Here is a 19,799-nt window from a genome sequence, read left to right as displayed (position 1 = left end):
CCTTTCACTTCATTCTCCGCAGGCGGCGCACAAGGTCGGATGCACTGTACAGCACACGAGCCACAGACACGGTATCCTCGCCCACGATGTAGAACACCGAGTAGTTGTCCACCAGCGTCTGCCGCAGCCCTTGGGTGCGCTCCGGCTCGCTTTCCACCAGCGCACAGCGTTCCGGCAGGATGTTCAGTGACTGGATGGCTTCTGCAATGCGGTTATACTGCCCCATAGCCGTGTCAGGTTCCAGCAGACGGTCGGCAATATAGCTGTAGATCTGCTCCATATCGCTGAGGGCTGCATGGGAAATTTTCACGTCATACTGCTTCATCTGTGCTGTTCCCTGAACTGTGCGAATGCGCTTGCCGCATCCACAGTATCACCGTTCTGAATCTCTTTGATGCCCACCTGCAAGGCTGCATGGAGTTGGTCATCGGTCATGGTGTCAGCGTTCAGTGCCGCAGGAGCCTTCGGCAGGGACAGAGAGAAGGGAATGCCGCCAGTCAGGGTGATCTGGCGCAGGTACATATCAATGGCGGTCGCCATCGGGATACCGAGCTGCTTCAGTACATCCTCGGCTTGCTGTTTGACGGTAGGGTTGACACGAAGGTTAAGCGTCATCGTTTTTTCCATGGTTATCACCTCAGCTTTATTGTAACGCATTTTGCGTTATTTTGCAACAATGTCCATTAGTTTCTGCGGGTTGCACAGAATTTGCCAAAAATTTTTGGTACTTGCCCAGATGGGCACCGTTCACGTCCACCTAATTTTAACACTGCGATTCTCGTCCTTCTGATAATTGCTTATTCCTCCCTTCCATTCCGTAAAAAAGCGCAAGGGCGGCCCTCTGCACCTATGCAGACAGCCGCCCTTGGTTTTATGCCGTATTCTGTTTTCTCAGTCTCTGAAGATCTTATCCAGTTCCCTTTCCATGGTGCCCGCCTTGGCAAATTCCAGCGTATCCGCCTGACGGATATGGTGGGCGGTGATGCCGTGATCCTTTGCAAAGCCCAGAATGTAGCTGATGGCAATGCGGTAGATGATCTCGGTCGGGGCCAGCCCATAGACCTGCTTGGCAAAGATATGTTCCAGCCGGGCGTTATCGTCCGGGAAGGCTTGCCGCATCTTCTCGCTGCGGTAGAGGCGCTTGACGATTTCCGTAATGTACAGGCCGGACTTCATGTAGGGGTCCAGGAAGGTCTTGCCGGGGTCATCGAAGCAGCCGGGGTTTTCCTGTTCCAGCAGGTCTACCATCTTTTTCACCACCCACTTGGGGGTAAAGATCTGGTTGGTTTTCTGGGGCGGGATGTAGTCGAAGATATCCTCGGTGCGGCTCTCGTCAAAGTAATCCGCCAGTTTGACCTTCAGGTTCAAGAACTCCTTCACCGAATCGTCAAACACCACTGGGTCGAACAGGTGACCTGCAAAATGCTCCTCCTGTCCGGTGGCTTGGTTGATGTACGGCCCGCCGTCCCGCAAAAAGCGGAACTGCTCCAGCGTGATGCTGGTGACCTCCTGAAAGACCTTGTCCGGGATGATCTGGTCAAAGTTTGCCAGTGTCACGGTCTCGTCGCCATACGCCATGAGGAAGGACGGGATGGTGTGGGAAAAGCCCCGGAGATGGTCACGGACGGTGTCCTCGTAGCCCTTTTTCTCCTGCTCCTTCTGGTTGGTCTCCACAGTGCGCACGATGGTCTGCTGCATTTCCTGCGCCGTCTGCTGGATGGTGGTTTGCAGGGTCTCCATCAGGGCGGCGGTGCTCTGCTGCTGCTTTGCGTCAAACTCCCGGTTCACCTGCTGGCGCTGCTGGGCGGTGGTGCAGCTTTGCAGTTGCTGGGTGCGCTGGGTCTCCAACTGGCTCTGGTCGATGCGGTAGTTGTCCACCACCTTGTTCACCGCCACATCCATCTTGGCTTTGGCGGTGCTCTCAAACCGCTTCTGGTCGGACAGCTTCAGGTCGCGGCCATACTCCTGCTTTGCCTGCTCCACCATAGGGGTGATGATCTCCTTGGTGATGCTCTTTTTCAGGGGTTCCAGATGCTCTTCTTTGGCAGGAGCCGAAGCATCTGTCAGGTCTTGCAGGGCGGTGTCCAGTGCGGGGGTGCTTTCGTAGATCTTTGCCCCGAATACATCCGCCGCCTTGCCGATGACGTAGCCCTCGTCCAAATCCACCTCGCCCTTGTCGTTCAGGGAGAGGTCTGTGCCGGTCTCCGGGGTGATCTGGATGGGCTTTGCCTTGGCTTCGCTGATGGGCTGGAAGTTTTGCAGAATGTCCAGCACCTCCTGCGGGGCACTGAACACGTTGGAAATGTTCTGGAACAAAAAGTTGCTCTGGAAGCCCATCCGCACCACTTCCTTGGACTTGATCTTCCGGGGGATGCTGAGGACTTTTTCTGCATCCAGCGGGATCATCTCCCCTTCCTCGTCCTCGCCGATGACTGGGAAGAAGTTGAGCAGATTCTGGATGTGCGCCTTGCGTTCCTCGGTGTCGCCCTTGCCGCTGGCGGTGTCCTGTGAAAGGTCGTTGGCGAACCGCTCGTAGATCAGCAGAGTGCGGGCAGGGTCAAAATCGAACACATAGGCGTTCTCTTTGCGGCGGAAGGTGCCGTTTTCGTGGAAAAGGCAGGGGTTCTGGGCACGGAACGCTGCCTGCATATACAGTGCCGGGCTTTTCAGGTTGGAGAGCATCAGCACCGCCGACCACTCCGGGATGGTGACACCGGTGGTCAGCTGCCCCACCGACAGGGTAATGGTCTTTTCGTGGTGGGCGATGGCGGCTTTTACCCGGTCAAAACTCTTCTGGTTCTCGTCCGTGTCGTCCAGCTTGCCGTCACCGGCGGCTAGGATCACCTCATAGTCCCGGAATACCGGGTGCGCCTGCAGCTTTTTCGCCAGCGCTCTGGCGCTGTCCACCCGGTTCAGCAGCCAGAAGGTGTGCTTCAACTCGGCACGCAGCTCCGGGGTGGAAAACGGAAATTTGTTCTGGGTGGTCATGGCATCCAGAAAGCGGTCCACCTCAGCTTCGTGCTCAAAGCTGCCGCTGGGCTTCACCTTAAAGAACTCGTTCAGGTCAAAGGCAAATTCCTGCGTTTCGCCATCGATCTCCACCCCCTGCTGGATCTCGTCCCGGATGATTTCGGACATCTGGTAGGTATAGAGGTTGAGCATGGGGAGGTTTGCGTAGGGGTTCTGCTGCCCCGGTGCGCCCTGCCAGTTCCGCTTGGCGGCCTGCTCGTCGGCGTAGGTCCAGTTGAAGATGGCATCCCCGGCAAACTTATCGTTCGCCAGTGCCTTGAAGGGCGTGCCGGACAGATGCAGCGTGAACTTGCGGCGGATGCGGTCAAAGGCAAGGTCAGTCTTGTAGGTGTCCACGCCCTCGTGGGCTTCGTCGATGACCAGCACATCCCAGTTCAGCTCGGTCAGGTGGCGCAGCTTGTCGTACTCGCCGCCGAAATACTTGGAGCCTTTCATGTCCTGCAAGCTGACGAACTCAATGCGCTTATACAGTTCCTCGCCCTGTGCGGCGGCATCCAGATAGCCCTGCTCGTCCAGCACATGGGGCTGCCCGGCAAGGGCATCCACATGGCTGACAAACAGATAGCCGGACTCCCTGCCCAGAAAGCGCACATAGTCGCTGTACCAGCTATTGGCGATGGCTGGACGGTTGGTGACGATAAGCACCGTCTGTGCATCGACCTGCTTGCAGAAGTCGTAGACGGAAAGGGTCTTGCCAAAGCGGGGCTTGGCGTTCCAGAGGTATTCCCCGCCGGGGTGGCTCTGGTAATAGATTTTGGTGTCGTGGACAGCCCTTGCCTGTTCTTCCCGCAGGGTGTAGGCGATGGCGGCATCCAGTTGCACCCGGCCCCGGTTCATGCGGAAATCCTGAAAATACCGCCGGGACTGCTGCCCATCCAGATGGAACCACTCGTTTTTGCGGTCGTTCTCCACGTTCAGCTTGCGGAGGTAGGCGTGGAAATCGTGGTCGGTGAACACCTCGCCGCTGCCGTCATCGTAGACGGCATTGCCCCGCCACTCCTCATGGTACAGCACATCGGCGGTGTGGGTCTGCTGTTTCAGGCGTTTGTCCACCGACTGCTCGGTGTAGCCGATCTTCGTCCAGCCGTTATGCCGGGCAATTTCCGGGGTGGTATAGGCGTAGATCATGGGCACCACCTGCCGGGCAGTGCGCAGGGTTATGCCAGCCATTATGCCATCTCCTTTATAATGCTTTGTATGAATGCCACTTCATCAGAAGTTAGTTTATACTTTGAAAACAGTTCTTCATCTGTCCACGCTCTTGAAAAATCCTGAACAGGAACAAAACCAAACATACCTTTGCTGATATGCTGTGTCATCGCCAAAATCGAAATCAAAAAACGCACAAATCGTGTTTTTAGGTATCTCATATAGTTATCTGCTTCAGCTTCTGTGTCAAATGCTCCTGCAACGAGATACGTTTCTGAACAAACTACTTTCGGCGGTTGCTTTTCCATTGTCGAGAGAATGCGGTATTGTCCGTTCTTGTCGGGCTGTCCTGCGTGTTCTGCCGTCAAATATGAAATAATGATTTTATAGCGGTCTATATTTTCTATACCCGTAGAAATCAAACTTCTTTTATATGGGCCTACCCCACCATTAAATCTCAGTTGAATATCTCCTGCTTTGAGCGGTTTCACATTTGTAGCAAGACCAAACGGCTTTCGGCTGGAAACTATCGTATCAAGCGTCTGCTCTCCTTTCAGACGCACCTTCTTAACTATCTCGGCAGCGATTGGATAACGAATAAACGTCGAAAACTCATTCAAATCACGGTATTCGGATGTCTTAACCCCATCTCGGTAATTTATGTAGTAGCATTTTTCCTCATGTGACTTAGCCCACACAAAATAGCATACACCACCAGCAACATCCACATTCGGAAAAACATCCAGCGAGTTAGGATAGTCAACGAGTACCGCCATTCGTTTGTCGTTTAACATCTGCTCTCGAAATTTATCTAACCCTTTACCACCAGAATACCATTTTGCTGGAATGATAAAAGACATTGCCGTTGGATTCAATGTCTTTGTTTCCTCAATGAATTTGTTATATACCGGCGTTGCGCTTGCGCCTGAACCTCCATCAACTTCCTGATACGGCGGGTTTCCGATGACATAATCAAACTTCATGCTGGTACTCCCTTCCTGAATGGTTTCAAAGTTCTGGGCGGTTCCATGGCTGCCCTTGCGCCAGTTTTTCACTTTACAGGATACCGTGGGCGGCTGCGGCTCTGCCGCTCCGAACATGAAAAAGAGATCAAGCTGTTCTGCCTCCGGCTGGGGCTTGCCGCCGGGCACGGACAAGTGCAAGCCGTCCATTTGCCACAGGTTCCAGCTGATGATGTTGGCGATAGGCTGTAACTCTTCTTTTGTGGGTTTGCGCTGCCAGCGGGCTTGCAGATGCTCTGCATAGGTCAGCAGCAGGTTGACCCGTGCCAGCAAAAGATTATCTCCCTGATACTCGTAGCCGTAGGTGGACTGCACCGCATGGGTGGCATATTTGCGCCACTCGTCCTCTGTGGCAGCGTTCTCGCTTACCACACGCAGCTTGCGGTCCAGAATGCCAATGCGCCGGGCGACCGGGATCATCTCGCCGGTGGCGGCATCGTACCGGGACACCAGAAAGGGGGCTTCGCCGCAGGTCACCTCCAAGCGGCGGCTCTGCACATACTGCACCCATGCCGGGTTCTTGCCGCTGCAAGCCGGAAACTGCACCGGCGTTTCCACCGTCTGCCAGCCTTGGGGCAGCTCCACGGTGAACTGCCCGGCGGTCTGCTCTGCCCCCAGCGCACCGAACCAGTCGGCATCCAGTGCGTTATTCATCTTGTTGCAGACCCATGCGGGGCTGAACACTTCGCCTTTTTTGCGGGTGCGCTGCTGCTGGGTGTCGGTCTGCTTCATCATCCGGGGCAGCACCACCTCGTAGTGGGTCAGCCCGAGCTGCTGTGCGGTAATCTGCGATTTATCCGTGACAGGCTCGTACATCACAGTTTGCAGTTCCTCCGGCGGGTCGGTTGCCCAGATGATGTTTTTACCGGTGGATTTATCTTTTAGCAGCGTATTCAGCACCGCCTGTACTTCCGGTGCGTGAAAGTCGATCAGTTGTTCCAACGGGGATTCCCTCGCTTTGCCTTAGCGTTGCGGCGGAAGTGATAATGTTCTTAGCACTTCCAGCCTATACTAACAAGTATCTTATCACTTTCAAAGTAAATTAACAAGATTCTCGGCGCTTTTTGCCAAAAGTGATAAGAAGCATCTATACTTATGGCAAAGAAAGGCGGGAAAAGGATGATTGGAGCACGATTAGCTGACTTGCGAGATTGGAATAACCAAACACAGGGAGAACTCGCCAAAGCCCTTAATGTTGCAACCTCCACCATCCGCAGTTGGGAGCATGAAAAGAGTTCTCCAAACCATGAGATGCTGATTGCCATTTGCAAGCTCTACGGCACCTCCGCCGACTACCTTCTGGGCTTGACCGACATCGACCCCTCGGACGAAGCCCGCAAACAGCGCCAGCGCCTGACCGAAGAAGAACAGAACGAGATGCACCGCTACGAAGAATATTTGCTCTGGAAACGCAAAAAATAAGCCGCCCAGCGAGACCGTAAGGTCGCTGGGCGGCTGTTGCTTTATACAGAATATTGAATCGATTCTTATACAGAACCGCCAAATGCCTTGTTCTTTATTGATGGGATTCATTAGACTGTGTCAATGGAAGTTCGCAAAAAGGACTCCTGAAAAATAAAGTTAAACAGCAATGAGCAGCGTTGCCTCAATGGATTCCTGGCTGAGGGATGGTCTCAAGGATTTTCCCTGCCGCCATTGCTATTAAAATATGTCCGCTTTGATTTGTTCTGATAAATCACCCAAATATTTATATAGAAGTTGTTTAGAGGAATGGTAATCCGTATTAAAAGCCTTATAAGTTAAGCCTTTCATTATATCATCATCAATAATTTCGTTTTCTTTCAAGAATTGTCCTAATCCATAATGGGCAAGGCAATTACGAAAGTCCCTGTCTTGTAAAGAACTATCTATGTGGTAATTGGTTCGCTGGCAAGCATTCAACTCATTTATGAAATCGCATAAATAGTAATATTGCAAATAGGCAAATTTGAATTTCTGAGGAATTTCCTCGATGAAATATATATCAATAAATTTTGTAACATAATTGATACTACAAAGTACTGAAAATAGTACAAAGCCCAAATCTGTTTTTAATTTTAACGGACAATTTTTATAAAAGTGATAGTCCTTATACCCAACGCTGATATTATCATTATACCGATATGGTGGAAAATCAGTACACCCAAAGTAAGCGGCAAGTTTCCCTGCAATAACACTTATGTCTCTAAGGGATACTCCTGCTGTTTTATTTCCTAATGTCATTATGGGGGTATGAAGCGCACAGATAATAGTGTTTCCACAAAATTCATTGTTGCAATAATCTGTGCCTACATTGTAGTAGCCCAATAATTTTTCGCGGATACGACGAATGCTGTAAAAATAATTGTCGCTTTCTTGGAATTTTTCTAACAATAGTGTCTCGTATTCGCTATATGATTTTTCAAACAATTTATGTTCTTGTCTTAATGCAGTATAGTATGTTTTTTCTCTCTGATTAAAAGCAGGAGCTTCTAATTTTAATTTTTTACACCATTGCTCTGCACCATCTGCAAAAATTCCTATATATGGTTGGCACATCATTATGTAATTGCTATTTATATTTCGAGCTTTTTGACGTATGTCTGTCAAAGTATATAAAAATCTAGCATCAGACTGAATTAAATCAAAAGCTGCTGCTTGCACTTTATTAAAAGTCAATTTTCTATCTCCTACTTTATTTGATGTGACTATTATATTGCTTTTAAATTTGGTTTTCAACCAAGTTGGTGCGAAAAAACGTAAGCGCTCAATAAAACCGTGGTTAGACTTTACCCCTTCCTCCGTGGTAAACTTTTAAATTGAAGTGAAAGCTCAAAACTTAAGTCAACTAATGCTCAAGTTTTCAGAGTTTTGAAAGTTTTCAGAGTCACTTTACAATAAAGCAGATTGGCTCAGCATCGGAGGACAGGCCATGAAAATATCGGAAGCAAAACGTCAGGTCATGCTACAGCAGTGGACCGAACGCATCAAGGAGCAGAAAGCCAGTGGGATGAAAGTCAACGCAAGATGCAAGGAACGTGGTATTGGCGAAGGTCAATTTTACTACTGTCAAAAACAGGTGCGCCAAACCCTGCCAGACAGCGTATCCTCGCCGGACGGTATCCGTTTCATTTGGTACTGTTAACGTTAAAGCAAGAGACCAGAGTTGTAAAGCCTTTTGGCTAAATAACTCTGGTCTTTTTGTTGCGCTTGTGCAACAGCCCCTTTTTCCTTGTTCCTTGTTTATTGCGGCGCAGGATTTGAGAAAACTTTAGTATTGCTTCATAATATATTGTATGCTAATGAATTAACTGTCATTGTGCATTCTTCTTTCGTCCAATGCATGGTTTTGCTAAAAATTTGGCCATATGTAACGCTGCCGTCTAAATTATGAATTTTCATAATCCAGCCAGTCTTCGGCCCAACAGTTCGCATGTCAGGGTGTAAGATGAGCCTGTTATATATACAGTTCGCCAAAGCTTTTTGCTTTCGAGATATGATGTCTGTTTCTTCGTATATTTCAAATACGTTATCATAGAAAGCATCAAAAATCATATCTTTTATATACGACATCATAGAAACCAGCGAATGTAAAAGGTCAACCTCACATTTCGCACCAAATTCTTTTTTCAGGGTACCGAGAATTTTTCTGTCCTCCTTGCTGTAAGGCACAATCGGCTGTGCACCTCTCAACTCATCAAATCTTTGGATTGCCGCAATAAATTCTGGCTTAGTGTGATATTCTGCCAAAAAGCGTTGTAAAATGTTCGTTCTTAAACACTCAACGGTTAAAGAGTTGGATAATCTCACAAGTTCAGGGGTAAAAGAAACGTCTTTCGGTAGTTCATACTTAACTTCATTACCAAAGGCAACCTTACTTATTTCCTCGACGAATTTCCCAATTGGAATATTTGCTGCAGCAAAATCGTGTATTTCATTAATAGATAAAAGCTTTCTCACATGAGTTCCTAACACTTCGTTGTCCACATTGTCCTTAAGTATGTCCAACGCATGTTGTATAGAGAAAAAATGCGCCTGAATATAGTATCGATTAATTAACTGAAAAAACTCAAATGTAGTTTCCTGAGGATATTGCGAGATCATTTTATAAAGTTCAAGCGCATGTTGCCCCTCTATGGTGTTTTTAAGTTCACGGCCTATTCGCTCACTTTTCTCTAAGATGCTCATAATCAATCCTCCAAGGACGCCAATTTATAAAAAGCAATTCTTCCAATACATTCGCAAAGTCTATAAATTTCATCTGTTGGAAGTTTTGAATCATTTTCTCCATGTACGATTCCGTTGCGTTGCTTCCTACACTTTGCAATTAGCTCCATCTCATCAGGTGATACTGGAATATTTAATCTATCAATTAAATTTCGCAGTTTGCCCATAAAAGGGGTTTCTGTATATGTTCTATCAAACTTATCACACACCTGCTGCGAATACAGGGTTTTATCTATGGGAGGGCTTTTCATCATAGCAATAATTTTCCGTATTTCACCTTTGCATTTTTTACGCAAAGATTTTTCCATCATAGGAGAATTCGGTTCTTTAGAAACAATGAATTCTAATGCGATAATTGAGTATATAACCTTATCATCAAAATCCTCAGCATCCCATGCTCGCCGAATCCATTTCAACGAATTAAATAAGGGGGTTAATTCCTTATCATTTGTTCCATTAGCTTTGAGCAAAAGCAATTCTATTTTGTTTAGCTCATGTTGAAGCATCTTAAACGATTCTGGGACAAGTAAATTTTCCTGCTTAACGATTTCGGTATAATCGCAAATAAGCTTGCCACCAGTGAAAGGTACTTCTATATACACCCAAGACGGAATAGAAACCTTTCGTTCGAAGACGGTATTGTTGCGGCGCAACAAATGTTTGCCAATGGAGTGAACGCTGTATAGGCTGTCATCTTTTAAAATGTTAACCAATAAATCCACTGCTTGCTCGATTTGCTTTTTAGCCTGAACAAATGCATGATATAGCGTATCGCTATTTACATTGACGAGCGCAAAAGAATCATATTCAGATAATTTGGGGCTGAACCCACAAATATGCATAATTTCTTCGCTGGATGCCGTGTAAAACATGACATTTCCGATTCCAAAGTCTTTTCCAAAGGCAATACCCGAAACCGGAGTTGCCACAATATACCATTGTGGTGCGGTTGGATAGTCTTCGGGGAACGATACCGTATTATGCAATCCCGCAGTCGAAGCTAAAAAGTCCGTCAAATCAATAGGGTTGATTTTTTCAATCCTCATCCATCCAGTTTTTCGATGTTCAAGAGCTGCAACAATCTGAGGTTCACACTCAAAAGACACGGTTTCTTCTACTATGTTGGTATTTTGTGCATAGTATTCCCCAGAAGGTGAATTATCAACATAGATTCGAATTGGTGAAAGTATTCCCCAATTCTTGATTGAGACCACTTGACATGCTTCAAGTTCAAAATATACGCACATACGCAAACCATCAAAAGCACCATACACAAAATGCAAAGGAATAAGTTTGGTGGTGTCAAATTCTACTTCAATTTGATGTGTGTCAGATAAAACGGGTTCCGAGTTTCTTGCAATCAATATTTCGATTCCTTCACTCAGTGCTTCAAGGTGAAGGGACTCATTGCTCCCCAAATTTTCAACTTGTAGTGCAGAAACACGAGCTCGAAGCACATCATCAAACGGCATTTTCTTAACGGACTCAATAACTTGTTTTGCATCGACGCATGCAATCGGAAGAATCTTCTTTAATCGTTCATTCCAAGCGACGATTTTTAGATTCTGGTTGTTGGTTTTAGAGTTCAAAACTAAAATGCGATTTGGTGTGTTTTCGAGGGGAGTGATGCACATTTGAAGTAATACCTTGTGCTCATCTTCGTTTATGACAAACTTCTGGCCAATTAGACTTATATCGAAAAAGTTCATGTGGAACCCTCCTTTCGGGATAAAATACAACAGGATATTCCATAACAGTAGTATACTGCATAGCAAAATAGAATTCAATCAAACAAAACGCTCACCGCCCTGGGTGCTGATTGTGAACCGCCCCCAGATTAGTAGACATGAATAAAAAGCGTCCTGTGTAGGGTGTGCGTTAACCGGACTGACGAAGCGAAAGCGGAGACAGTCCGGTTTTTAGTTGAATGCGTTCGTGGTTGTAGAAGTAAATGTAATTATCGATCATCTTGTTAGGGTCTCTCCCAAATTTTGTGTAAAGTCCAGACAGCTATAAAACAAGAGCAATTTTAATATGAGGCGGCAGACGGCGAATCCGGCTGTCGCCTTAACAACAACATAACGCCGGCAAGGGGGAATGTCAAGGGCGGCGAAACCGTTCATATACCCTTGACATTCCTCCGCAGCAGGTGTTAATCCGGCATACGCTCAGCAAAATAGATGGACAACTGCGCATGGATGCGGCTCCAGTCCTGCCGCCGACCCGTCCACTTTTTCGTAATATCCATCATCGCCAGATACAGCATTTTCAGCAGACTGCCATTTTTTCTACTAAATCCAAATAATCAATATATTTATTAACATTCAAAAATGCTTCTGTGTCAACATAATAATTCGATGGAATATAATCTCGAACTATACTATGTAAAAGATAATCAGCAACCTTATTTTGAATGTTTTCATTTGACCGTTCATCACCGATGTAAAAATGAGTTCCAATAATTTGTCTACGTCGAAGTGCTTTTCTTTTAGAAGTATACCAGTAGTACCTTTTCACCCATGGTGTTTGTCCGTAAAGTTCATAGATTATGCTTGAATTTTCTACGGATATTTTGATTATACCGACCAAATGATTATATTCCCAGCTCCCAAAGGGTAAAATGGAGCTTTCCCTAATGTACTGAAAAGCCTTCTCGTCTTTGATTTTTTCTCTTAAGTTTTCCTCTTTTTGATGAACCTTTTCCTTTAGTTTCTTTTCGGATAATGCATAAATCGGAATTTCAAATAATTTTATGGTGCCCATTTTTTATATCCTTTCAACGATTATTGGTAACATCATACCCTGGTTCTGAATAATACTGGAAAGAAGTCGGTAGTGAGTTGCAAAAGCACCCCTTCAGATATACCACCACGGCAGTTCCAACCACAGGTTATCCATGGCCTGTTCCTCGGTCTTTTGGGCACGGCTCTTTGTCAGGTGGAAGTATATCGCCGTACCGATCAGGGGATGTTCCTCACCGTCCGTGAATCCGTAGCGATACAGCAGATAGGTCTGTTCTCGCTGGGTCAGTCGTTTCAGTCCATCGTACAGTTCCCGGCGCGATTCCTGTTCTTCCATAATGCGCTGCGGCTGCATGGCATAGGGGTCGGCTATGGCTTCGATGCGCCGCAGCTGTTCCTCTCCCGGCAGAACATCATCCAGCGAAACACGCTGGTAACAGGTACCATCCTTGTCCTCCGTTACCATCCGCTGCTCAAAAGCGCTAAAGGCATCCCGAACCATATCCGTCATAGCATTGCGGATAGCAGGAGCCGCATAGGTCAGGAACTTCATGCCGCGCGCTGCATCGAACTTCGGCACAGCTTTCCATAAGCCCAGATTGCCCGCCTGTTTCAAATCGTCTGTATCAAGGTTCAGGCCAGCCTGTGCCAAATTCATGCTGCGAAAAAGGTCATTCGCCACCTTGCCAATAAAGGACTTGTTGTTGTCGATCAGGCTGTCCAGCGCGGCAGCATCGCCTTTCTGTGCCAGCGCACAAAGCCGTTCATTCGTCTGCTTCATGGGCGTTTTCCTGCTCTGCGGCAGACTGCAAGATTCCCAGCAGACCGTTCCGCAGCTGTTCCAGTGCTTCCGGCGTGGCTCCTTCCATGCCCGAAACACTGTCCAACATTGCATCTGTCAACTGCTCTGCCGTAATCGTTGGGTGCTGCACATCCTGCCCTTTGGTCAATTCAGTGAACATCTTCTCTGCCACTTTCTTGCTCATGGCTTCCTGTTCGGCGTAATGGCTCCCGATGCCCTTTTTGATTTCCTTGACCGCCGCCATAAAGTACATCTCAATGTCATCAAGGTCGCCTTGATACACCGGCTTTCTCCGAAGGTTGATGTCTTTGGCGGCCTTGGCCGCTTCCGGGGTCTTAACCTTGGTACGCAGCAGGGTGCTCAATGTCGTGAGCATGGCGTTCTGTGCTGCGATGCCGGAAGCAAAGGTATCATCAAAATACTGCGATATGCGGTAAGTAAGCTCTGCAAAGCGGGCGTTTTCCAGCAGAAGATTGACCACCTCTGTATTGACACGCCCTGTATAGAGGTTCTTTGCGGCTTCAACGGACAAGCCCAGTTCGGCAATATCGTAGTTCTTGCGGTCGGGGATGTTGGTTTCTCCCAGCAGAAAATCCGTGGACACGTTGAACAGCCTTGCGATCTTCAGCACCTGCTCATGGGTCAGCGTCCCTTTTGCACCGCTGATGTAGCGGCTGATAGTGCTTTTGGAGCAGCCGAGTTCCTTGGCAAGCTCCGGTTGGCTGATGTTGTGCTCTTTCATCAAGTCCGCAAGACGGACGTTGGATGGTGCGGGCAGATATTCCTGTGCCATGTGGTCGGCCCTCCTTTTTGAGCTTTTTCCTCATTATAATACGCTCTGCCGTTTTGTTCAATATACGGTTTTCTCTTCGCCCTCGCTGTTGCAGTCCTGCAACCAGTGAGGGCATTTTTCTTTTTTTCGTTGCAGTTCTGCCGCTTTTTCGCCTTTTCTGCAAAATTTTCCGTATATTCAGGCACGAGGCAAAAACACCGGAGTTTCCACGCCGGGTACTCCGGTGCAGTACACAACACAAAGGAGGAATGCCCTTGAGCCTGTACCAGAAAATCAAATCTGCGATTACCGTTCGGCAGGTCGGCGAGATGTACGGCATGGAACCCGACCGCCATGGCATGGTGTGCTGTCCCTTCCATTCCGACAGCGACCCCAGCATGAAGCTGAACGACACCTATTATTATTGCTTTGGCTGTGGAGCCAATGGAGATGCCATCGACCTCACCGCCAAACTGTTCGACCTGAACCCCCGGCAAGCCGCCGAGAAGCTGATACACGACTTCGGGCTTGACCCGGACAAGCCGCCCGCCAATGCCATCGCCCTGCCGCCGCCCAAGCGCGGCCTGACGGACGAGCAGCGGGCAGACATCGCCTACTGCCTGCGGGTGCTGACCGACTATCTTGACCTGCTGCACGACTGGCAGGAGCGCTACAAGCCTGCCACCCCGGAGGAGCCGCATGACCCACGGTTTGAAGAAGCCCTCCACATGACCGAGACCATCGAGCACTTGACGGACTGCGTTGCATTCGGAACGCCTCAGCAGAAGGCCGATGCCGCTGCACGGCTGCTGTCCGGGTCATTCCTGCTGATGCTGGAAGAGCGCACCGACCGCCTTTCTCTGGCAAAGTGCGCCTGATAATTTATTCACCTGAAGTGGTGGGTCTCACGGTGAGACCCACCACTTCACTTTTCTAAAGGAGAACCACCCTATGAAGAAAAACATTTCCCGCAACCCCTTATGGCCGGACTGGTACAACGGCAAAAAAATCGATGAAGTCCAGTTTGGCCGTGCCTTTCTGGAACAGTGGCCGCTGAAATGCGTCAACGGAACGCTGTACACGCTGGACGGCCCGGTAGAGGATGAGAGTGAGATCAAGCAGCGCATCTTGGAGAACATCGAGGAATATGTCACCTCCGGCCTGTCCAAAAAGGTCACCAACATTCTGGAGACCATCAAGCTGCTGGCCTTTTCCGACCCGTTTCCCATCGAGCAGGACTGCATCCACCTCCACAACGGCGTGTACCATCTGCCGGACGGCTCTTTTCAGGAGAGCCGCCTGTTCTGCCAGAACCGCCTGCCTGTGAAGTACGACCCGAAAGCACCCAGCCCTGACCGCTGGCTGACCTTTCTGCACGAGCTGCTGGACGATGCCGACATCCCCACCTTGCAGGAATATCTGGGCTATTGCCTTATCCCCAGCACCAAAGGCCAAAAGATGATGCTCATTGTCGGCAAGGGCGGCGAGGGCAAATCCCGCATTGGGCTGGTGCTGAAACGGCTCATGGGGGATGCCGCCAGCAATGGCAGCGTCCAGAAAGTCGAGAACAACCGCTTTGCCCGTGCCGATCTGGAACGCCGCCTGTTGATGATCGACGATGATATGGATATGAACGCCCTGCCCAAGACGAATTATATTAAGACCATCGTGACCGCCGAAGCCAAGCTGGACTTGGAGCGCAAGGGCGTCCAGAGCTACCAGCGGGACATTTACGCCCGGTTTCTCTGCTTCGGCAACGGTGCGCTGACCTCGCTGTATGACCATTCGGACGGCTTCTTTCGCCGCCAGCTCATCCTGACCACCAAGGACAAGCCCGCCGACCGCACGGATGACCCTTTCCTTGTGGAGAAGATGTGCGCCGAGTTGGAGGGCATCCTGCTGTGGTGTCTGGAAGGGCTACACCGGCTGGTGCAGAACGATTTCCGCTTCACCGTCAGCGAACGTGCCGCTGCCAACGTGGACACCATCAAGCGCAGCAGCAACAACGTCATCGACTTCATGGAATCGGAGGGTTACTTCCGCTTCAAGGCGGACTACTCTATCAGTTCCAAGGAGTTCTATGACATTTATAAACAGTGGTGCGAGGACAACGCCTGCCACAGCGTATCGGCCATCCGTTTCAGCGCAGAGCTGTGCCAGAATGACCGCCGCTATAACCTCGAAGCCACCAACAACATCTACCTGCCCGGTGGCCGCAGGGTGCGTGGATTTGTAGGCATCGAACCGCTTGTCCACCCCTGTCCGTAAAAAGTGCATTTTTTCACGGAAGAAGTTCGTACAACCTGTACGGTCTGTACTTGTACGCACCTGTACGGCAAGCAGAGGTAAATTAAAACGTGTTATCGTTTGTATTTCGCCTGTTCGTACACCGTACAGACCGTACGGGTTATTTGAAGTCCGTACGCGATTTTTTCAGATGCGTACGGAGCAATCAAGTTCGCATTGTGCGAACTTGATTGTAACTCTCCCGCAGGAGACGTTTTCACTCGTTCCCCCTCGGAGAGCCCACTACACTTTGCAGACCGCAGGGATGAAAGTGTCATAGTGGGTTATTACACTTCCGCAGAAGTGCATCTCCGTTCCCCGTCACCTCCCGATGAACCCCGAAAGGAGGGATGCCCTTGGCAAGAAATGATGGTATTGACCGCACCAGTGTCCGAAATCTCGCCGTTTCGGACAAGGCAGTCGGCAACACCCAGCAGCACAACGAGCGCGAAAAGGATAGCTATCGGAACCCCGACATCATCCCCCAGCGCACTGCATGGAACGTCCACTTCAAAAAGCCTACTGCCAGCTACACTGACCTATTTGCCCAACTGGAAGCCGCTGGAACCATTTCCACGCGCGGCCTGAAGCCGGATGCTACCCATTACTGTGAACTTGTCTTTGATGTCAACTCAGCCTACTTTGACAACCACGGCGGCTACGAGTTCGCCAAGCAGTTCTATGCGGATGCCTACAAAGCTGCTGTGCAAATCGTGGGCGGTGAGCAGTATATCCTCTCGGCAGTCATGCACGCCGATGAGATCAACCGCGCCATAACCGAAGCATTAGGCCAGGAGGTCTACCACTACCATCTCCATGTGGTCTATGTGCCTGTAGTGGAAAAGCAGATTCTATGGTCGAAACGCTGCAAGGACAAGGCACTGGTCGGCACAGTCAAGGAGACTGTCATGCAGGTCAGCCGGAGTAAGAAGTGGGCATCCAAGCTCCTGCTGGACGATGCCGAAAAGCCTGTCCTGCAAAAGAACGGCAAGCCAGTCCTGAAGAAGTCGTACAGTGTCCTGCAAGATGATTTCTTCAACTATATGCGCAACGCCGGGTACACGGATGTAGAGCGCGGTGAGCGTGGCAGCACCGAAGAACACTTGACCGTCACCCAGTTCAAAGTCCAGCGGGAACAGGAGCGGCTGGACAGCCTGACAGCCCAGATCGACCAGAAAGAACAGCATCTCACCCAGACCAACAAAACACTTTCCAAAAAGGAGAAGGAACTCGCCGCAGTTCAGAAAAAGGCTACGCTCACAAAAGAAGCCCTCATTCATGCGCGGGACTTGGATGGTATCGGCAAGCGCACGTTCCTTGGAAATTATTCGTTGACCGAAGAAGAATTTTCCAAACTGAAAAAGCAGGCCGACCATGGTTATATGATGGACGTTGAGAACCGCCGCCTGAAAGAAGAACTTTCCGCCGCCAAGAAGGAAGCTGCTCATTGGGGGCAAAAGTATCATGAACTCTGGTATGAAGTGAAGCCCTATCTGGACGCCCTCCACCGTGCGCCTGAACTGGTGCGCGGCTTTCTTGAAAAGATTCTTGCACCCAAGCAGGAACGCACCATGAATGTGCAGCAGCGAAACCGCAAGCATGGGCAAGATATGGAACTTTGATTTTCGGAGGATACCATTTGAACAAAAAGAAGAAGTTAAACAAATCCGGCTACCCGGATGAAGCAATCAAGACCCTTGCACGTTGCTTTTATCCCTCCATGGTTGAGTTTTTTAACAGCAAGGAAGGCCAGCGTGAATATGAGGAGTGGCTGAAAGAGCAGGAAACTCTGAACACCGCACCCATCGCAGCATAAAAACAGCAGGACGCTCCCGGAGAAGGGAACGCCCTGCCTTACATAGATGTTTCTCACCGAGGTGTGTCCAGTTGGGCACACCTCTTATTTTTTTGTCCTTAATCTTCTAGCCCATGGCTCCCGGCTGCATTTTTCAAATATTCCTCTGGGTCACCGTTCAAAATCAACTCGGCATAGCCCAGCGGGTCATTATAGACGAGATAGTCCAACTCTGCCCTTTGTGCCATAGTCACATCCAGTGCATCCTCGACCCCAGTGCAGTCGATAGAGATCATTCTCCCATCCCGGAGCAGCAGCTCCACGCAGCCAGTATCCATGTTGAACTTGCAGGCTCTTTCATCGTACTTCATAATCGCATCCTCCAAATCTTGTTATTGGCTTACGGTCTATGACAAGGTATCGGAGTTTTGCGCCGTCCACGGGAGCCTTCGTTGTTGTACCCAAAGAAAACGAAAAATCCGAACCCTTCTCCAATCGGAAACAGGTTCGGATTTTTCTTGTTTGGTGGAGCATTGTCCACAGCACTCGAACCCAACACTTCCTCACGGGTGACCGTTTTGGCGTCGTCCGTGAAGTTGAAATTGAGTACGACCCGGTCATCAAAGACGTAGACCGAGTTGACAAAGGTATCAATGATCTGCCGCTGGTGTTCCGTGCTGCCCACGTCACCCTTGCGGAATTTCTCAAGCCAGAACCGAATCCACTCACGGGTCAGAACGGGCTTTTTCAGTTCTTCTTCCAGAATGCTGGTGTTCAGGGCTTCTTTCCGGGCTTCCAATTCGTCTAGCCGCTGCTTGGTGGTCGAGGTCAGGATGCCCTGTTCAATGGCTTCCAGAAGGTTTGCCAGCCGCTTCTCCGTGTCCCTGAGCTGGTCTTTCAGGACAGGCAGCCGGGTGTTCTCTTTCTGCTGGGCTTCCATGACCAAATCTATCAGCTGTTCGATGATTTCATCGTTAAAAATCACCTTAATGGCGGTGTCCACCACGAACCGCTCCAGAGGCTCCTTGCGGATGGCTTTCAGGTCACAGTGCGCCTTGCCGTGGCGTTTGGCGTTGCCGCACTTGTAGTAATAGTAGGTGTTTCCCATGTGGCTGGTGCCACTTTCGCCACCCATCAGGGTGCCGCACTTGCCACAGAACAGCTTGGTGGTCAGCAGATAGCTCACATCCTCTTTTGCAGGCCGACCATGGGCGATCCTGTTCTGCTCGAAACGCTGCTGCACCCGGTCGAACAAGTCCTTGTCAACAATGGCCGGAATGCCGCCCGGCGTCACAATGTCCTTGTAGCGGTATTCGCCGATGTAGCGGCGGTTGCGGAATATCTGGAAGAAGCTGTTCTTTACGAACGGCTTCCCGGTGCGGGTACGCAGGCCGCGCTCGTTCAGGGATGCGGCAATCTTCTCAGCCGGTTCGCCGTCGGCGTACCGGCTGAAGATCTCCTGCACAATAGGAGCCGTTTCCGGGTCGATATGGTATAGCCTGTCCTCCTTGCCAATGGTGAAGCCCAGCGGCACCACGCCGCCGTTGTACTTGCACTGGAGGGCATTTTCGCGCTCACCGCGCGCCACTTTCAGGGCGAGTTCGGCGGAATAGTATTCCGCCATGCCGATCAGCATACTCTCCACCATAATGCCTTCAGGCCCCTGCGAGATGGGTTCCATGGCAGACACCAGATGGACACCGTTCTTTTCCAGCTGGTACTTGTAGTTCACGGCATCGAATCGGTTCCGGGCAAAGCGGTCGAGCTTCCAGACCAGAACCACATCGAAGATTTTCTTTCCGCTGTCCTTGATCATCCGCTGAAAGTCTGGGCGGTCATCCGTTTTGGCAGAGTAGGCACGGTCAATGTAGGTGCCGACCACGGTGATGCCGTTCTTCTCGGCGTAGGCCTTGCAGTCGCGCAACTGTCCCTCAATGGACGCTTCTCGCTGGCTGTCGGATGAATAGCGGGCGTAGATTACGGCGGTCATGGTTGC

General features: G+C 49.7%; 19 protein-coding genes and 1 pseudogene. 6 read left to right on the top strand and 14 right to left on the bottom strand.

All coding sequences use genetic code 11. From position 1 onward, the window contains the following. Window positions 1–4: 4 nt before the first annotated feature. From MTP42_RS12125 to MTP42_RS12110, 4 genes are all read right to left on the bottom strand, one after another. A complete protein-coding gene (locus tag MTP42_RS12125) occupies window positions 5–325 on the bottom strand; it encodes a type II toxin-antitoxin system RelE/ParE family toxin (protein WP_249257433.1) in 321 nt (106 codons plus the stop codon). Beyond that, the gene (locus tag MTP42_RS12120) at window positions 322–657 is read right to left on the bottom strand and encodes a type II toxin-antitoxin system RelB/DinJ family antitoxin (protein WP_442899439.1); all 336 of its coding nucleotides are present in this window, start codon (window positions 655–657) and stop codon (window positions 322–324) included. Before MTP42_RS12120 ends, MTP42_RS12125 begins: the two co-directional genes overlap by 4 nt. A gap of 234 nt (window positions 658–891) precedes the next feature. Then, window positions 892–4,200 (bottom strand): DEAD/DEAH box helicase family protein, encoded by a 3,309-nt coding sequence (locus MTP42_RS12115; RefSeq protein ID WP_249257432.1) that lies wholly within the window; start codon window positions 4,198–4,200, stop codon window positions 892–894. Then, the gene (locus MTP42_RS12110) at window positions 4,200–6,143 is read right to left on the bottom strand and encodes an Eco57I restriction-modification methylase domain-containing protein (RefSeq protein WP_249257431.1); all 1,944 of its coding nucleotides are present in this window, start codon (window positions 6,141–6,143) and stop codon (window positions 4,200–4,202) included. The genes MTP42_RS12115 and MTP42_RS12110 overlap by 1 nt, the downstream gene beginning before the upstream one ends. 153 nt (window positions 6,144–6,296) lie before the next feature. On the opposite strand from MTP42_RS12110, the gene MTP42_RS12105 reads away from it, so the two are divergent. Continuing rightward, window positions 6,297–6,623 carry a helix-turn-helix transcriptional regulator gene (locus tag MTP42_RS12105; RefSeq protein WP_249257430.1) on the top strand — a complete coding sequence of 109 codons (327 nt, stop codon included), beginning with the start codon at window positions 6,297–6,299 and terminating at the stop codon, window positions 6,621–6,623. A gap of 240 nt (window positions 6,624–6,863) precedes the next feature. Here MTP42_RS12105 and MTP42_RS12100 read toward each other — a convergent pair whose 3' ends face one another. Then, on the bottom strand, window positions 6,864–7,859 hold the full coding sequence (locus tag MTP42_RS12100; RefSeq protein WP_249257429.1) for a hypothetical protein: 996 nt from the start codon (window positions 7,857–7,859) through the stop codon (window positions 6,864–6,866). A 253-nt stretch (window positions 7,860–8,112) separates the two neighbouring features. On the opposite strand from MTP42_RS12100, the gene tnpA reads away from it, so the two are divergent. Next, window positions 8,113–8,325: an IS66 family insertion sequence element accessory protein TnpA gene (gene tnpA / locus MTP42_RS12095; RefSeq protein WP_249257428.1), complete on the top strand. Its 213-nt coding sequence runs from the start codon at window positions 8,113–8,115 to the stop codon at window positions 8,323–8,325. A 137-nt stretch (window positions 8,326–8,462) separates the two neighbouring features. Here tnpA and MTP42_RS12090 read toward each other — a convergent pair whose 3' ends face one another. From MTP42_RS12090 to MTP42_RS12065, 7 genes and pseudogenes are all read right to left on the bottom strand, one after another. Beyond that, window positions 8,463–9,368: a hypothetical protein gene (locus MTP42_RS12090; protein ID WP_249257427.1), complete on the bottom strand. Its 906-nt coding sequence runs from the start codon at window positions 9,366–9,368 to the stop codon at window positions 8,463–8,465. Window positions 9,369–9,370: 2 nt separating this feature from the next. Next, window positions 9,371–11,116 carry a hypothetical protein gene (locus tag MTP42_RS12085; RefSeq protein ID WP_249257426.1) on the bottom strand — a complete coding sequence of 582 codons (1,746 nt, stop codon included), beginning with the start codon at window positions 11,114–11,116 and terminating at the stop codon, window positions 9,371–9,373. A 169-nt stretch (window positions 11,117–11,285) separates the two neighbouring features. Then, window positions 11,286–11,375: an IS3 family transposase gene (locus tag MTP42_RS14785; RefSeq protein ID WP_373099123.1), complete on the bottom strand. Its 90-nt coding sequence runs from the start codon at window positions 11,373–11,375 to the stop codon at window positions 11,286–11,288. Window positions 11,376–11,559: 184 nt separating this feature from the next. Then, window positions 11,560–11,685 (bottom strand): annotated as a pseudogene (locus tag MTP42_RS12080) (IS256 family transposase); the annotation flags it as partial. Then, window positions 11,676–12,170: a hypothetical protein gene (locus MTP42_RS12075; RefSeq protein ID WP_249257425.1), complete on the bottom strand. Its 495-nt coding sequence runs from the start codon at window positions 12,168–12,170 to the stop codon at window positions 11,676–11,678. The gene MTP42_RS12075 and the pseudogene MTP42_RS12080, both read right to left, overlap by 10 nt. 93 nt (window positions 12,171–12,263) lie before the next feature. Beyond that, window positions 12,264–12,929: a sigma-70 family RNA polymerase sigma factor gene (locus tag MTP42_RS12070; RefSeq protein WP_249257424.1), complete on the bottom strand. Its 666-nt coding sequence runs from the start codon at window positions 12,927–12,929 to the stop codon at window positions 12,264–12,266. Beyond that, window positions 12,913–13,743, bottom strand: a complete 831-nt coding sequence (locus MTP42_RS12065) for a helix-turn-helix domain-containing protein (RefSeq protein WP_249257423.1) — start codon at window positions 13,741–13,743, stop codon at window positions 12,913–12,915. Before MTP42_RS12065 ends, MTP42_RS12070 begins: the two co-directional genes overlap by 17 nt. Before the next feature lie 248 nt (window positions 13,744–13,991). Between MTP42_RS12065 and MTP42_RS12060 the strand changes: the two genes are divergently transcribed. From MTP42_RS12060 to MTP42_RS12045, 4 genes are all read left to right on the top strand, one after another. Further along, on the top strand, window positions 13,992–14,600 hold the full coding sequence (locus MTP42_RS12060) for a CHC2 zinc finger domain-containing protein (protein WP_249257422.1): 609 nt from the start codon (window positions 13,992–13,994) through the stop codon (window positions 14,598–14,600). 73 nt (window positions 14,601–14,673) lie between these two features. Next, complete coding sequence (locus MTP42_RS12055; RefSeq protein ID WP_249257421.1) at window positions 14,674–15,990, top strand: DNA primase family protein; 1,317 nt, start codon at window positions 14,674–14,676, stop codon at window positions 15,988–15,990. Between the two features lie 374 nt (window positions 15,991–16,364). Then, on the top strand, window positions 16,365–17,630 hold the full coding sequence (locus MTP42_RS12050) for a plasmid recombination protein (protein ID WP_249257420.1): 1,266 nt from the start codon (window positions 16,365–16,367) through the stop codon (window positions 17,628–17,630). Between the two features lie 17 nt (window positions 17,631–17,647). Continuing rightward, complete coding sequence (locus tag MTP42_RS12045) at window positions 17,648–17,824, top strand: hypothetical protein (protein ID WP_249257419.1); 177 nt, start codon at window positions 17,648–17,650, stop codon at window positions 17,822–17,824. A 98-nt stretch (window positions 17,825–17,922) separates the two neighbouring features. Here the strand turns inward: MTP42_RS12045 and MTP42_RS12040 are convergent, their stop codons facing one another. Both MTP42_RS12040 and MTP42_RS12035 read right to left on the bottom strand, forming a co-directional pair. After that, window positions 17,923–18,174, bottom strand: coding sequence for a DUF6061 family protein (locus MTP42_RS12040; RefSeq protein WP_249257418.1), 252 nt, complete (start codon window positions 18,172–18,174; stop codon window positions 17,923–17,925). Window positions 18,175–18,203: 29 nt separating this feature from the next. Next, window positions 18,204–19,793, bottom strand: a complete 1,590-nt coding sequence (locus MTP42_RS12035) for a recombinase family protein (RefSeq protein WP_249257417.1) — start codon at window positions 19,791–19,793, stop codon at window positions 18,204–18,206. Window positions 19,794–19,799: the final 6 nt, after the last annotated feature.

Origin of the sequence: Faecalibacterium sp. I2-3-92, from assembly GCF_023347315.1 — a bacterium.
In the GTDB taxonomy this organism is placed as follows: domain Bacteria; phylum Bacillota; class Clostridia; order Oscillospirales; family Ruminococcaceae; genus Faecalibacterium; species Faecalibacterium duncaniae.
Note: the sequence above shows the minus strand (reverse complement) of the source record. Positions and strands in the feature narration are given on the sequence as shown.

Coding starts and splice junctions, on each gene's coding strand:
- MTP42_RS12125 (WP_249257433.1), bottom strand. CDS start 325: ATGAAGCAGTATGACGTGAAAATTTCCCATGCAGCCCTCAGCGATATG.
- MTP42_RS12120 (WP_442899439.1), bottom strand. CDS start 657: ATGCGTTACAATAAAGCTGAGGTGATAACCATGGAAAAAACGATGACG.
- MTP42_RS12115 (WP_249257432.1), bottom strand. CDS start 4,200: ATGGCTGGCATAACCCTGCGCACTGCCCGGCAGGTGGTGCCCATGATC.
- MTP42_RS12105 (WP_249257430.1), top strand. CDS start 6,297: ATGGCAAAGAAAGGCGGGAAAAGGATGATTGGAGCACGATTAGCTGAC.
- tnpA (WP_249257428.1), top strand. CDS start 8,113: ATGAAAATATCGGAAGCAAAACGTCAGGTCATGCTACAGCAGTGGACC.
- MTP42_RS12090 (WP_249257427.1), bottom strand. CDS start 9,368: ATGAGCATCTTAGAGAAAAGTGAGCGAATAGGCCGTGAACTTAAAAAC.
- MTP42_RS12085 (WP_249257426.1), bottom strand. CDS start 11,116: ATGAACTTTTTCGATATAAGTCTAATTGGCCAGAAGTTTGTCATAAAC.
- MTP42_RS14785 (WP_373099123.1), bottom strand. CDS start 11,375: ATGATCGATAATTACATTTACTTCTACAACCACGAACGCATTCAACTA.
- MTP42_RS12075 (WP_249257425.1), bottom strand. CDS start 12,170: ATGGGCACCATAAAATTATTTGAAATTCCGATTTATGCATTATCCGAA.
- MTP42_RS12070 (WP_249257424.1), bottom strand. CDS start 12,929: ATGAAGCAGACGAATGAACGGCTTTGTGCGCTGGCACAGAAAGGCGAT.
- MTP42_RS12065 (WP_249257423.1), bottom strand. CDS start 13,743: ATGGCACAGGAATATCTGCCCGCACCATCCAACGTCCGTCTTGCGGAC.
- MTP42_RS12060 (WP_249257422.1), top strand. CDS start 13,992: ATGCCCTTGAGCCTGTACCAGAAAATCAAATCTGCGATTACCGTTCGG.
- MTP42_RS12055 (WP_249257421.1), top strand. CDS start 14,674: ATGAAGAAAAACATTTCCCGCAACCCCTTATGGCCGGACTGGTACAAC.
- MTP42_RS12040 (WP_249257418.1), bottom strand. CDS start 18,174: ATGAAGTACGATGAAAGAGCCTGCAAGTTCAACATGGATACTGGCTGC.
- MTP42_RS12035 (WP_249257417.1), bottom strand. CDS start 19,793: ATGACCGCCGTAATCTACGCCCGCTATTCATCCGACAGCCAGCGAGAA.